This is a genomic window from Enterococcus sp. AZ101 (genome assembly GCF_050499005.1).
In the GTDB taxonomy this organism is placed as follows: Bacteria; Bacillota; Bacilli; order Lactobacillales; family Enterococcaceae; genus Enterococcus_L; species Enterococcus_L ureilyticus.
Genome location: NZ_JBMHEZ010000001.1, coordinates 1387377 through 1401296 on the forward strand (window position 1 = coordinate 1387377; position 13920 = coordinate 1401296).

Genomic DNA, 13920 nt, shown 5'->3' on the forward strand with positions numbered 1-13920 from the left:
CTGATCAAACATGGAAGAACAAAACACTTGTTTTGTTCTTCCTTTTTCATTATGAAACGTAAGAATGTATAAATGATTATATTTCAATGATAATGATTCTCATTATCATTTTGTTGTGCTATACTAACGAAATAGGAAAGGAGTGATTCAATGAAAGAAATAAATCTGGCAACATTTTCACTTAAATATGATAAACAAGCAACAGAGCGTTGTTCGGTGAAGCTTGATGAGCACACCTACATTGAGGATAAACAGCTACCAAGTTATTTATTTGGTGAATCAACATTGTCGTTTTTTGATTTTTATCAAGCAGATTGCTCAGGTTTTGTAGAAAGCGATTATACGTTGTCTGAAAAATTTCAGCAAATTATCAGTAGATTTCCGCATACAAATCAACAAAAAATACTTTTGACTGATGACAATAGCTATAGCATTAAAAATGTACCAGTTTATATCACGGTTACTGACTATATCTTAGCCAGTAATTCTCCTGAAGCTTATCCAGAGTTCAAAGAAAAGCTAGAAACGATTCACTCGTTAAAACCTGTGAATGACGATGAACAAACATTTGTCAGCAGCTATAAAAGAAAACGGCTATTTCTGGATGGTACCTATGGGGCAAGAGAGTTACTTGAAAATAGTCAGGAAAAAAATGGCAAAGCTATTCAAAGTCAACTTGAATATGTGAATGAAATGTATTATTTTTCTCATTATAGTTATGCTGCAATGGTTCAATTTTTACCAGAATATGAGATAACAACTTATGATCAGTTTCATGAAGCTTATGGTAAATATATATATAGTGTTACAATAACTAAAAATGGTAAGACTGTCCCACTTTTATGGCCTGATTATTTGTATCACAAACCAGAAAATCATTTAGAGTTTGGTCTTTTAGCGAATTCAAATCAACTAAGGTATCAACTGTTTGACAAATGGGAAAAAGAGGAAGAAGTGAGCCTCGATATCCTAGCGGAGGGCTTTGAAGATGTTCATTTTAGGACTCGTTTAAAGCAACCCATGCGATTCTCGCCACACCTATCTAAATCTGACTATATACTTGGCGAGACGATTTCTCTATCGATCGACAATGGCTTGGTGAAAGAATTAGAACAGCAAACTGCTCGTTTTGAATTAGTCAAATCAAAGAAAATTTCTGAAAACGGCTATTCTTTAGACTTTGAGTTACTTGAAGAGGAACTTTTACTATCTAGTGCGCAGTTTGAAAAAGCGGGACGTTATCAGTTAAAAATTATTAGTGAAACATATGGACAGCTATTATTTTTATTCACATTAAAACAAGAAGGGTCAATACAAAAATGAAAAAGTTAAAAATTCAAGATTTTATTTCAGTTGGCATTTATACAGCAATTTATTTTTTAGTCGTAACAATTGCAATGGTTATTTTACGTTTTACGATTCCCGCATTTAATTCAGTGTTAATCCCAAGTGCCACTGCTCTTTTTGCTGGAATCGTGTATCTATTAGTGCTCCATCGAATTCCTCGTTTTGGGGCAATTACAATCATGGGTAGTGTAATGGGGCTGTTCTTCTTAGTTTCCGGTCACTTTCCGTTATCCTTTTTGCCCAATATAGTGTGTGCGGTAGCAGCTGATTGGATTCAATATCGTACAAAATTATCGGAAAAAATCCGAACGCTACTTAGTTATACGGTTTTTAGTTTTGGTTTAATGGGGCCAGTTTTACCCCTATGGTTCATGAAAAATGCATATGTTGATTCACTGGTAGCACGTGGTAAAGATACTGTTTATATCGATAAAGTTTTTGCGCCGATCACAACAACGACCTTTTATGTGTGTGTTGTCTCTGTAATTCTGTGTAGTATTGTAGGGCTATTGATTGGCCAAAAAATTTATGAAAAGCACTTTGATAAAACTAAAGGAAAAAATTATGGAAAAAACATACGTAACGTTTGATCCCAGAAGTAAATTATGTACGATTTTGTTTGCCAGTTTTTTGTTGATGTTCCCATTGCCTTTTAAAGCCGAGATCTTATTTGTGTCACTGTTATATAGCCTATTTATTTTAAATGGCAGCCTAAAAAAAGGAACAATTTTTTATAGTATTTTTTGGTTGCTCGTTTTAGGCGACTATTTACTTTTCCCCTATATCGACAACTCTTTTGCCGCTTTTTTTGACTTCTTGTTTGTTGGCAATCGACGGATGCTGCCCACCATTATGGCAGCCGCTTTTGCAATGAATCGAACTAAAATCAGTGAGTGGATCGCCGCTTTGAAGAAATGTCACATACCGTTTAGTTTAATTATTCCATTAACCGTGTTGTTCCGTTTTTTTCCCACTCTTTTTCAAGATTTTAGAAGTATTCGTAATGCTATGAAATATAGAGGGATTGCAGTTTCTACTGTGGATTTGTTTCTTCATCCATTTCAAACGATGGAGTATATCATTGTTCCAATTTTAATGTCTGCTGAAAATACTTCACTAGACTTATCTTCTGCCGCTTTAGTAAGAGGCTTAGCTAATCCGACGACTCATACAAGTATTTATGAGATTCGTTTGAAAATACAAGATTACGTTTTGATCGGTATTTTAGTGTTATCTGGAATTATTGGGAGGTTGATTGAATGATTGACTTGCATAATGTGGGGTTCGCTTATGAGGACCAAGCTAAGATCATCCAACAAGTGGATTTAGAGGTCAAAGCGGGTGAATTTATTGTATTATGTGGTAAAAGCGGTTGTGGTAAATCGACGTTATTAAGGATTTTAAACGGCTTGATACCTGAATTGTATGCTGGTGATCTAACGGGAACAGGAACTGTCTTAGAGCAAGATCTATTGACGAAAGAATTCAACGCATATGTTCGAGAAATCGGCGTGGTGTTCCAAAATCCTAAGACCCAATTTTTTACGAGTGATGTGTATTCTGAACTGGCTTTTGCTATGGAAAATTATGGTGTTCCTCAAAATGAAATGATTGCACGAATCAAGGAAATAACTCGTTTGTTTTCATTAGAGGAATTTTTAGAGCGAAGTATGTTTCATTTGTCTGGTGGAGAAAAACAATTGATCGCTTTTGCATCAGCTAGCATGTTGAAGCATCGGCTATTTTTATTGGATGAACCTTCAAGCAATTTAGATGAAGCAACAATTGATCGCTTGAAAACCTACTTACAAGTATTAAAAGAGCAAGGAATGACGATCATTGTTTCTGAACATCGGCTGTATTATTTAACCGAGCTTGCAGACCGATATTTAGTGATGGATAAAGGTGAAATCATCAAAAGTTATTCTAGACAAGAAATGGACAGAAAATCCCCAGCTGATATCCGGGCAATGGGATTAAGATCCCTTGAGCAGACGTATTTCACAAAGTGTACGGTAGAAACAAAAGAGATTGGGGAAGTTGTGTTAACCTGCGAAGGTCTTGATTTTCATTACCGCAAGCAAGCTTCTGTGTTGAACATTCCTTCACTAAGATTGACAAGTGGTTCTATTACAGGAATTATTGGTCATAATGGAGCAGGAAAATCGACATTTTCTAAGATTTTATCAGGATTGGTCAAGGTAAAACAGGGAATGATCCAGTTGAATGGCTCTGTAATGTCAGCCAAAGATTTGATCAAGGAAAGTTTTGTTGTGATGCAAGATGTCAATTTACAGTTGTTTTTTGAAACAGTAGAAAAAGAAATTCGTTTAAATGCCAAAAATATACATGACGTTGATAAAGTTGTGAAAATGCTTAACCTAGAATCTCTTTTGACGAGACATCCCCAAACACTATCGGGAGGTGAGAAGCAGCGCGTAGCAATTGCTAGTGCTGTTTTATCTGGTAAAAAGTTACTTATTTTTGATGAACCGACCAGTGGGTTGGATTTATTGCATATGGAAGAAGTCAGCAATACAATTCGTTGGCTGCTTCAGGCAAATATTTTAGTATTGGTAATCACCCATGATAAAGAATTTCTGAATCAAACCTGTCAACGAGTTCTTCATTTTGATCAAGGACAAATTATTGAAGACTACTTTATTGAAACACACTAAAAAGAAATGGAGGAACAACTATGTATATAGTCACAAATACGATCCAAACAGAAACAGCTCATTCTCAAAGAATTATTCAACAGTTTACAGCCGCTCATACAAAGGAAAGCATGGAGGCAGTCAATGGATTCTTAAATTTTCAATTAATGCACCGTACATTGCCTCATGATCCAGAAATAACCGAGCTTGTTGTTTTAAGCCGTTGGAGCTCAAAAGAGCATCAAAAAAATTGGGTACAAAGCCAGTCGTTTAAAAATATGCATCAAAGAAAGGAACCAAAACAGGATGTAGCTGAAGAAAAGAAACGTCCTGGGATTATTTCAAGTACGATCGCTGAATACGAAGTATTGACATAGTTTAATCAAGAAGAAGATTTCTGTCTAGCATAATAGATAGGAATCTTCTTCTTATTTAGTATGACAAACAAAAGAAAATAAAGTGGAAAAAGGAAGTTGCCAAAAAGAAAATCGGCGTATTTTTTTGGTAATATTTTCATGATATTTCTAGATTCAAGAAAATGCTTGAAAATATTACCGAAATCGTTTTCTTTTCAAACAATCCAGAGTATATTTAATGAGAAGTGAGATGAAAGGAGAAAAGATGATGAAGAAGGTACACATCGTCGCTCACACCCATTGGGATCGTGAGTGGTATTTTAGTGATAATGAAGCATTTATTCAATTTTCTTACCATATGGATGAGGTGATTTACTCATTAGAAAATAAGGAACTCGACTACTATTATTTGGATGGGCAATTAAGTATTCTAGATGACTATCTAAAAGTATATCCAAATCAAGAAGCAACACTTAAAAAATTAGTGGAAGTAAACAAACTATTTATTGGACCTTGGTATACACAGATGGATGAATTTGTAGTAGCCGGTGAATCAGTTGTAAAAAATTTGCAAATCGGCATTGAAATGTCAAAACGTTTGGGTGGTCATACTTCATTAGGGTATTTACCAGATTCATTTGGTCAAGGGAAAGATATGCCTAAAATTTATAATGGTTTTGGCATTGAAGATGCTGTATTTTGGCGGGGGATGCCAAACGAAGTTACAAAAAGTCGAGAATTCTATTGGACAGCCGAAGATGGTTCAAAAGTATTGACGATCAATATTCGCAATGGCTACTATGCAGGAGTAGCACTTGTTGAAGGTGAGCTGTACCAGAAAAAAGAGATCCTTGATATTGTCTCACAAGATAGCTCAACAGATGTAGTGACATTACCAGTGGGTGGAGATCAGCGAGCGGTCGATCGAAACCTAAAAGAGATTATTCAAGAAGTGAACGAGCAATTTGGAAAAGAATATACCATTGAAGAAAGCAATTATCCTCATATTTTTAATTTATTAAGAAAACAAACCAAAAATTTACCGACTGTTCAAGGTGAATTTATGAGTGGTAGCGTTTCAAAAATTCACCGCTCTATTTATTCATCAAGATATGACTTGAAACAGTTAAATGATAAGGTCGAAAACCGTTTGATTTTTCAGTTAGAACCATTGATGCTGATGGCGGATGATTTAGGGATTCCGTTTAAACGAGAATTGCTGGATTACATTTGGAAACTATTATTAAAAAATCATGCTCACGATAGTATTGGCGGTTGTAATACGGACAAAACAAACGAAATGATTTTAGCTAGATACAAAGAAGCAGATCAGCTGTCATACTCAACAGTTGACTATCTCGTACGGAAAATTTCTGAATCAATAGCTGAAATTAAACCAAATGATTTGATTCTCTTTAATACTTTGCCATATAAAAGATGCGATCCTTATATAGTTGAAGTGAGTACAAAATTGAAACATATCAAATTATTTGATGACAATCATCAAGAATTAGAGCATCAAATTTTATCATCAGAAAAAGTTTATGCAGGTGAAGTCAGACGTTTAGAACGTGACTATGATGAAGCAAAATACTACTATATCCATAAAATTAGTTTCATAAAGGAAACAGATCCATTAGCATACACAATCGTTACAATAGAAGAGCAAGCTGAACTGGTTCATAATAAAATGATAACCAATGAGCGAGCGGTTATCGAAAATGAAGCGTACAAACTTTCTTTTTCAGACGGACAGTTCTGTATTTTAGATAAAAGACAAGAAAAAACATATGAAAATTGCCTGTATGTGGAAGAATCCGGTGATGAAGGAGATACTTATGATTATTCACCAGCCTACCATGATAAAGTTCATCATTTAAACTTTGATACGAGTAACGTTGTTGTTCAGGCAGGGCCATTTCTTTCAACTATGACTTTAAAAGGTAGCTGGTCCTTGCCGAAAGATTTACAATCTAGAAAAGAAGAGCAATTAAACGCTAAAGTCAACTATACCTTTGTTGTGACCTTAAGTAAAGAATCAAAACGTATTGATATGAAATTAAAAATCGATAATCAAGTGTTGGACCACCGGATGCGTTTAGTTGTGAAAACACCAGTAAAAAGTCAAGTCAGTTATGCGGATACGTTATTTGGAATCGTAGAAAGAAAGAATCAAGACCCACATATCCATGATTGGAAAAAGCTTGGTTGGAAAGAAGAACCAACAGAAATCTATCCAATGATTCACTATTCAACTATTCATGATGCAACGACTAGTTGGACGATTTTAAGTAGAGGAATCAAAGAATATCAAGTAATTGATAGTGATTTATATATTACTTTATTCAGAGGTGTAGGATTCTTAGGCAGACCCGAATTGTTAAGGAGGCCAGGAGATGCTTCTGGGAATCAATACCGCTATATTCCAACGCCTGACAGTCAGCTGTTAGGTGAGTTAGAGATGGATATATCACTAATTATTAGTGAAGTGTTTGACCCAGTGATGGTGCAAAAAGAATATCAGTTGTATTCAAACGAAAGTCCGTATTATCAAATCCAAACATTGAATCGTTTTACCAATCCGATTCAATATTTCCAGAGTAATAAAGTAGACCAATTAAATGGATTGAACACGCTTATTGATTTAAGTGACTCAAATTTGGTATATAGTGCATTAGAATTGAGTAGAGATCAAAAATGGGTCCAGATTCGTTTGTATAATCCATCGCTAGCGTCGAGTGTTGAAAACGAAAAAATAATGTTGAAAAATAAATCCAACACCCATTTTGTTGATTTAAATGGTAATACAATTGAAACATTAGGAAAGCTGCATGAAATTCAATTAGGGAAATTTAAACCAGGTGAAATTAAAACAGTTGCAATAGAAAGAACGCAGTAGAAAGGTCGAATTAAGATGAAAATAAATATCGAAAAGATTCAAGATCCATTATTAAAAATTGCAAATAAAGTAGATAATAACAGCGTTTTACAAGCAATTAAGAATGCATTTATTAGCAGTATTCCCTTTACTGTAGTTGGCTCATTTTCGAATTTGATCAAAATGCAGATTGATGCATTCTTTGGGGAAACGGCAATCGGTCAAACAGCTTCTGCAATATTCGGCAATGTTTATCTAGGAACACTGGGAATCGTCGCGTTATTGATTGTATTTTCTACTGCATATAATTATGCAAAAGAGTTGATGAAAAAACATCCTGAGGCCAATATCAACCCGCTATTAGCAACGTTACTTGCCTTTGCAGCCTACTTTGTTATGGTACCAAATAATGTGAACTTTGCAGATGATTCCGCTGAAATCGTTCAAGGTTATGCAAATAATTTCTTTAGTTATGAAGGAATGTTTACAGCTTTGATCGTCGGATTGCTAGCAGTTTTCTTATATTCAGTACTGGCAAAACACAAAATTGCCATCAAACTACCCGGAAATGTACCACCAAACGTGTTTGATTCCTTTTTTGCCTTAATTCCAATTTCGATAGTTTTATTGGTTTGTTCTATTTTGAAAGTTTTGATTGAAGCCTTTGATTTTAATTCCTTCATGGACATGGTTAGTCAATTATTTGTGCAACCATTGACCTCAGTTGGAACAGGCTTGCCCGCAATTATTGTAGTTATTTTATTAGAGCAAATCTTGTGGTTCTTAGGACTTCATGGCTTTAATATTGTGTGGGGCGTTGTGTCAGCATTATGGTTGCCGATCTTCTTAGAAAACGTGGCAAAATTTGCTGAAACAAAAAGTTTTGCGGACATTTCTGTTGCCCCGAACACAATGACAAATGTTTACGCAATGATTGGTGGATCAGGTGCAACATTTGGGTTGATTTTAGCCATTTTGATTTTCACACCAAAAACCTATAGTGGTCGTGAAGTAGCCAAACTTTCATTTATTCCTGGATTATTCGGAATCAATGAGCCAATTATTTTTGGCTTTCCAATCGTACTAAATCCATTGATGTTTATACCATTTGTATTTGTACCAGTATTTAATGCAATTGTCGCATATATTGTAACCAAAATTGGTTGGGTCGTTCCGTTGGTCGTTCTAAATTCTGGAAATGAGCCGATATTTATCAGTACTTGGATTTTAGGTGCGTTCCATCTTAGTCCTGTAATTTTAACAGCCGTGTTAGTTGTACTGGATATTTTCATCTACGCACCATTTGTACGGATGAATATGAAATTTGATGAAAGCCAATTACTTAACGCGCAAAATTAGTTCTAGGTTTTGATCAAAAGGTGGAAACAAAAGCAATTCCATCGGAAATAAGCTGAAATTATTGTGAAATAAAATGGGATACGAACGGATGCAGAATAGTACCTACTTGGTCATAGGAATTTGAAGAGCAATCAGTAGGAACCATTCTACATCAAAGCTAAAAATCCTACTTTTCTTGTCATTTTTGTTCTTTTCTGTTGATTTCTCGAAGTTAAATACTTTTGACCCAACCGTATTTTCAATCCAAATATCTCTTATTTTGTTTCCAGATTGTGAAAGGAGGGCTTGATTATGGAAAGTTATATTGAACTGATCATTCAAGCAAACGAAAAGAAATTTACGGATGTTGAGCGGGTGATTGCGCACTATTTTCTTGATGGAAATAAGGAGCTGGGTATCCAAGAGCTTGCCCAAAAATTGAGTGTTTCCAATTCTTCGATTACTCGCTTTTGTAAAAAAATTGGTTTAGCGAATTATAAAGAACTGATTTATTTGTATAAATATTCTAGTAAAGGAACTAAGAAGCAAACGGATTCAAGCATCAACTATGTAAATTTAAATTATTCTTTGCTTCTCAATGACATTATCGAGAAACTAGATAAGGAACAAGTGAAAAAAGCTGCGCTGATGATTGACAAAGGGCGAATCATTCATTACTGGGGCACGGGCTATAATGCTTTTTGTGGTGAAGATTTTCAGTTTAAATTTTCTCGTTTAGGTAAAATTGTTAATGTGATCAAAGACGAGCATTCAATTGCAATGATGGCTCACGGCGTTCAATCAGGAGACCTTGTGATCATGTCCTCAATTTCTGGTGACAATGAAACGATTTTGGAGGCAATCAGAGTTGTTTCTGAAAAAAATGCCAAAGTAATCGTTATTACAGCGAATGAAAAAAGTCCGTATAAAAAGCTTTCTGAGGCATTTTGCTTAACTAGTTCCATGGGGAAAAAAGATATGGGCGGGATTTCTCCACAAATTCCAGTGTTAACAGTAATCGATATTTTATATACTGAGATATTAGCGATGTATCATGAAGATACAATCAAATCTTGGATAAAATCAGAAGTGATTTTAAAAGGAAAATAAAGAGGAGCCTATTTATGACGGTCAGTTATTCAAAAAAAATAATTAAAAATTTAAAAAAACAAGTCGCTGAGAAAGTTGACAATCCCAGATGGAGTGAAGTGTTCGCAAATTGTTTTGATAATACATTAGAGACAACTGTTAAAACAACCGCAGATGATACATTTGTGATTACCGGAGACATTCCTGCTATGTGGTTAAGAGACTCGTCCGCACAGATCAAACCGTATCTCGCTATAGCCACTGAAGATGAACAGGTCAAACAATTGATTAGAGGATTAATTAACCGCCAAATCAAGTGTATTTTGATAGATCCTTATGCGAATGCTTTTAATGAATCGGAAAACGGGCATTGTTATCATCACGATAGCACCGAAATGAACGGCTGGATTTGGGAACGAAAATACGAAGTAGATTCCTTGTGTTATCCTATTGAGCTTGCTTATTTATTATGGAAAAAAACGGGGGAAACAACCCATTTCACTAAAAACTTTAAACAAGCGGCTGAAACAATCATCAATGTTTTTAAAATAGAGCAGAATCATGAAAATTCAAGCTATCGCTTTGAACGATTCGGTGAAAGACCAGAAGATACTCTGTCTAATAATGGATTAGGCGAACCTTGTGGTTATACTGGTATGACGTGGTCTGGCTTTCGTCCTAGTGATGATAGTTGTACCTACCATTATCTTATCCCAGCCAATATGTTTGCGGTAGTTATCTTAGATTATCTGGCAGAGATTCTTGAGACAATGTATAATGATGTTATTTTAGCTGAAAAGGCTAGACAATTAAAAAACGAAATTGAGCAGGGGATTATAGAATGGGGAGTTGTTGAATATCAAGGGAAAAAAGTTTATGCTTATGAGGTTGACGGTTTGGGTAATTATCTTTTAATGGATGATGCCAATGTCCCTAGTTTGTTAGCCGCACCATATTTAGGCTATTGTTCGATGGAGGACGAAGTTTATCTAAATACACGAGACTTGATTTTATCCGATACAAATCCCTACTACTTTGAAGGAAATAAGTTAAAGGGAATCGGAAGTGAGCATACGCCAAAAGAATATGTTTGGCCGATTGCTTTATGTATTCAAGGGCTGACAACTGAAGATCAAACGGAAAAAGTCGAGCTTTTAAATACCTTAGTTCAAACTGATGCAGGTACGAATCATATGCACGAAGGGATCAATGTGAATGATCCTGCTCAATATACACGTGAATGGTTTTCTTGGGCAAATATGATGTTTTGTACGTTACTTTTAGATTATTTAAAAATAACCAACTAGGAGAAGAGAGAATGAAAACATTTCCTAAAGATTTTTTGTGGGGCGCAGCTACATCCGCTCCACAATCAGAAGGCCATGGTTCTTTAAACGGAAAATCACCCTCAACTTGGGATAAGTGGTATGAAATGAATCCAGAAAAATTCTCGAAAAATCAAGGGCCTGAACATACCTCAAATATGTATGAAACCTATTGTGAGGATGCCAAACGAATGAACGCTATTCACCTAAATTCTTTCAGAACGTCAATTGCTTGGACGCGATTATTGCCGGATGGTAAAACAGTGAATTCAGAAGCTGTTGCGTTTTACCGGAGCTATTTTAATGAGTTGCGTTCAAATGGTGTTAAACCAATCATTAACTTATTTCATTTTGACATGCCTTGGTGGTTAATGAAAAAAGGGGGCTGGGAAGCGCGAGAATCAGTTGAAGCGTTTGCCTTTTATGCCAACACTTGCTTTGAATTATTTGGTGATTTAGTCGAACTGTGGACGACCTTTAATGAGCCGATGGTTCATGTTGAATGTGGCTATTTATATGGCTATCATTATCCAGCTATACATGATTTGAAAAAGGCCATTCAAGTAGGTTTTCATACGTTGATGGCGCATACTTTAGCGGTCAAATCATTTAAAGAAGGCAAATACTCTGGCCAAATTGGTATTATATTAAATGTTTCCCCCTGCTACCCAAAAAGTCAGAGCAAAGAAGATTTAGAAGCAGCTCAACTGGCTGATTTATTAAACACAAAAAGCTTTTTAGACCCAACAGTCTTAGGAACAATTCCTGAAAATTTGATTGAACTTTTAGCAGCGAATGAGTTACTGCCAAAAGTAGAAACAAACGATTTAAACACGATCAAAAAAAATACTGTTGATTTTATTGGCATGAATTATTATCAACCTCGTCGGGTTCAAGCACCTACAAAAATCAATCAGCCTGCTCTTTCCCCGGCTGATTTTTATGAGCATTACGATTGGTCAGGTAAAAAAATCAACCCCTATCGCGGGTGGGAAATTTATCCTGAGGCTTTATATGATGTGGCACTGATGATTAAAAATGAATATAAAAATATTGCCTGGTATGTTTCTGAAAATGGCATGGGTGTGGCAGATGAAGAGCGATTCATGGACCAAACAGGAATGATTCAAGATGATTACCGAATTGAATTTATGCAAGAACATTTAGCGCAACTGCATAAAGGGATTGAAGCAGGAAGTAATTGTTTTGGTTATCATTCATGGACATTTATTGATTGTTGGTCTTGGCTGAACGGATATAAAAATCGTTATGGTTTTTACCGATTAGACTTGGAAAATGACCAACGTACTCTAAAACAGAGTGGACATTGGTTTAAAGAAGTGGTTGATCGAAATGGCCTAATTTGATAAAGTGCTTGTATGTACATTAACTGGCATTATCTTTGGTATAGATGGAATTTAAGTGAATCACTTTTGCTTGATTATAAGTTTAGGACGGATTAAGTCTTGTGAAAAAATGATAGGAGTTGAGTGAAATGCAACGAAGTAACAACTCGATACAGTTAGAGGGCTGATAGAAACTGTATAGAGTAAGATGATTGCTATCAGGACAACCTTTATAACTGTATCCAACTTACAATGAAGAATTAGACAGTGTAAGGGAGAGTTAGTTATGAACAATGAAGACTTAAAAAAATATTGGCAAACGATTGAGCAATTGCCATTTAATGGCTGGGATTTTTCTTATATGTGCAATCGTTGGCGTCAAGATGAATTACCTTGGAGTTATTCAAGGCTTGTTCGTGAACACTTATCTAAGGAAATGGACTTATTAGATATGGGAACTGGTGGGGGAGAATTACTGCTGACATTTGAGCATCCGTATCATCAAACTACCGTAACCGAAGGCTGGCAGCCCAACTATCGTTTATTAAAAGAAACATTACAACCATTAGGCGTAAAAGTCGTATTTGTAGCGGAAGATGATCAATTGAAATTTCCAAAGGATTCTTTTGATATTGTCTTAAATAGTCATGAATCTTATGATTTGACTGAAGTGAGCAGAGTATTGAGGCCGGGCGGGTTATTTATTACACAGCAAGTTGGCGATCAAAATGGACGTGCCCTTTCACAAAAGCTATTCAACAATGTTCAACGACAACGGATTGACTGGTCTTTAGAAACAGCGAAAAAAGCGCTGCTAAAAGAAAATTTTGATATTTTGTTTGCTGCGGAATCTTTTCTAGCACAACATTTCCTAGATATGGAGGGACTCATTTACTATATCAAAAGAATTCCATGGGAATACCCAAATTTTTCTGTAGAAACTCATTTTGAAGCGTTACTCGATAGACAAAAAGAATTATGTGAAAAAGGGTTCATTTCTAATCAGCAGCATCGGTTTATTTTAGTTGGAAAATTAATGGATTTGTAGAAAAAAAAGCGTGTGGTTCACCGAATACGAGTGGACCACATGCTTTTAAAGCATTGATTATTTTACAACGAGTACATTACAAGGAGCGAACTGTACAACATAACTTGTTGTCGTGCCAAGCTGGCTTGATTGGATCATCCCTTTACCAGTTGCACCTACAACGATTAAATCAATTGCCTGATTCGTAGGTACAGTGGTAGCAATCATTTCTTTAGGATTGCCGATTTCGACTATTGGAATGACCTCATCTAGACCTTGTTCAGTGGCATAATAAATGTTTTTTAGTAACTCTTTTTCAATAGCTTCTTTTTCTTGTGCAAGTACTTTTGAATAAGCATAAGAACTATGACTGATTGCATTTTCGTCAACAACAGATAATAAATATAAGGTAGCATTTTTTTCTTTAGCAATAGCAACACCATGTTGCAACGCTAACTCAGCATTTTTAGATCCATCAACAGCAACTAAAATAGTAGAATAGTTATTGATCATTTTAATCAGCACCTTTCTTTATCTACCTTTATTATAACATGTTC

General features: G+C 35.4%; 12 protein-coding genes. 11 read left to right on the forward strand and 1 reads right to left on the reverse strand.

Going from position 1 to position 13920, the window contains the following annotated elements; all coding sequences use genetic code 11:
- The first annotated feature begins 150 nt into the window (after window positions 1-150).
- The 11 genes from IGJ50_RS06610 to IGJ50_RS06660 all read left to right on the forward strand — a co-directional run bounded on the left by IGJ50_RS06610 (window position 151) and on the right by IGJ50_RS06660 (window position 13384).
- A complete protein-coding gene (locus tag IGJ50_RS06610) occupies window positions 151-1323 on the forward strand; it encodes a hypothetical protein (RefSeq protein WP_429949558.1) in 1173 nt (390 codons plus the stop codon).
- Complete coding sequence (locus IGJ50_RS06615; protein WP_069639956.1) at window positions 1320-1937, forward strand: MptD family putative ECF transporter S component; 618 nt, start codon at window positions 1320-1322, stop codon at window positions 1935-1937. Before IGJ50_RS06610 ends, IGJ50_RS06615 begins: the two co-directional genes overlap by 4 nt.
- Window positions 1912-2610, forward strand: a complete 699-nt coding sequence (locus IGJ50_RS06620; RefSeq protein WP_207121321.1) for an energy-coupling factor transporter transmembrane component T — start codon at window positions 1912-1914, stop codon at window positions 2608-2610. Before IGJ50_RS06615 ends, IGJ50_RS06620 begins: the two co-directional genes overlap by 26 nt.
- Window positions 2607-4025 (forward strand): ABC transporter ATP-binding protein, encoded by a 1419-nt coding sequence (locus tag IGJ50_RS06625; protein WP_429949561.1) that lies wholly within the window; start codon window positions 2607-2609, stop codon window positions 4023-4025. The genes IGJ50_RS06620 and IGJ50_RS06625 overlap by 4 nt, the downstream gene beginning before the upstream one ends.
- A 20-nt stretch (window positions 4026-4045) precedes the next feature.
- Entirely contained in the window at window positions 4046-4381 is a 336-nt protein-coding gene (locus IGJ50_RS06630) for an antibiotic biosynthesis monooxygenase (RefSeq protein ID WP_207121319.1), read from the forward strand.
- Window positions 4382-4628: 247 nt separating this feature from the next.
- Complete coding sequence (locus IGJ50_RS06635) at window positions 4629-7259, forward strand: glycoside hydrolase family 38 C-terminal domain-containing protein (RefSeq protein ID WP_429949564.1); 2631 nt, start codon at window positions 4629-4631, stop codon at window positions 7257-7259.
- 15 nt (window positions 7260-7274) lie between these two features.
- Window positions 7275-8597 carry a PTS sugar transporter subunit IIC gene (locus IGJ50_RS06640; protein ID WP_069639961.1) on the forward strand — a complete coding sequence of 441 codons (1323 nt, stop codon included), beginning with the start codon at window positions 7275-7277 and terminating at the stop codon, window positions 8595-8597.
- 291 nt (window positions 8598-8888) lie between these two features.
- Window positions 8889-9686 carry a MurR/RpiR family transcriptional regulator gene (locus tag IGJ50_RS06645; protein ID WP_069639962.1) on the forward strand — a complete coding sequence of 266 codons (798 nt, stop codon included), beginning with the start codon at window positions 8889-8891 and terminating at the stop codon, window positions 9684-9686.
- 14 nt (window positions 9687-9700) lie between these two features.
- A complete protein-coding gene (locus IGJ50_RS06650) occupies window positions 9701-10972 on the forward strand; it encodes a glycoside hydrolase family 125 protein (RefSeq protein ID WP_207121316.1) in 1272 nt (423 codons plus the stop codon).
- An 11-nt stretch (window positions 10973-10983) separates the two neighbouring features.
- Window positions 10984-12357, forward strand: coding sequence for a glycoside hydrolase family 1 protein (locus IGJ50_RS06655; RefSeq protein ID WP_207121315.1), 1374 nt, complete (start codon window positions 10984-10986; stop codon window positions 12355-12357).
- A gap of 265 nt (window positions 12358-12622) precedes the next feature.
- Window positions 12623-13384 (forward strand): class I SAM-dependent methyltransferase, encoded by a 762-nt coding sequence (locus IGJ50_RS06660; protein WP_429949568.1) that lies wholly within the window; start codon window positions 12623-12625, stop codon window positions 13382-13384.
- A 57-nt stretch (window positions 13385-13441) separates the two neighbouring features.
- Here IGJ50_RS06660 and IGJ50_RS06665 read toward each other — a convergent pair whose 3' ends face one another.
- On the reverse strand, window positions 13442-13876 hold the full coding sequence (locus IGJ50_RS06665; protein ID WP_069639966.1) for a universal stress protein: 435 nt from the start codon (window positions 13874-13876) through the stop codon (window positions 13442-13444).
- Window positions 13877-13920 lie beyond the last annotated feature (44 nt).

Excerpts from the sequence above, each read along its gene's own strand:
- IGJ50_RS06610 (WP_429949558.1), top strand. The coding sequence starts at position 151 with ATGAAAGAAATAAATCTGGCAACATTTTCACTTAAATATGATAAACAA.
- IGJ50_RS06615 (WP_069639956.1), top strand. The coding sequence starts at position 1,320 with ATGAAAAAGTTAAAAATTCAAGATTTTATTTCAGTTGGCATTTATACA.
- IGJ50_RS06620 (WP_207121321.1), top strand. The coding sequence starts at position 1,912 with ATGGAAAAAACATACGTAACGTTTGATCCCAGAAGTAAATTATGTACG.
- IGJ50_RS06625 (WP_429949561.1), top strand. The coding sequence starts at position 2,607 with ATGATTGACTTGCATAATGTGGGGTTCGCTTATGAGGACCAAGCTAAG.
- IGJ50_RS06630 (WP_207121319.1), top strand. The coding sequence starts at position 4,046 with ATGTATATAGTCACAAATACGATCCAAACAGAAACAGCTCATTCTCAA.
- IGJ50_RS06635 (WP_429949564.1), top strand. The coding sequence starts at position 4,629 with ATGAAGAAGGTACACATCGTCGCTCACACCCATTGGGATCGTGAGTGG.
- IGJ50_RS06640 (WP_069639961.1), top strand. The coding sequence starts at position 7,275 with ATGAAAATAAATATCGAAAAGATTCAAGATCCATTATTAAAAATTGCA.
- IGJ50_RS06645 (WP_069639962.1), top strand. The coding sequence starts at position 8,889 with ATGGAAAGTTATATTGAACTGATCATTCAAGCAAACGAAAAGAAATTT.
- IGJ50_RS06650 (WP_207121316.1), top strand. The coding sequence starts at position 9,701 with ATGACGGTCAGTTATTCAAAAAAAATAATTAAAAATTTAAAAAAACAA.
- IGJ50_RS06655 (WP_207121315.1), top strand. The coding sequence starts at position 10,984 with ATGAAAACATTTCCTAAAGATTTTTTGTGGGGCGCAGCTACATCCGCT.
- IGJ50_RS06660 (WP_429949568.1), top strand. The coding sequence starts at position 12,623 with ATGAACAATGAAGACTTAAAAAAATATTGGCAAACGATTGAGCAATTG.
- IGJ50_RS06665 (WP_069639966.1), bottom strand. The coding sequence starts at position 13,876 with ATGATCAATAACTATTCTACTATTTTAGTTGCTGTTGATGGATCTAAA.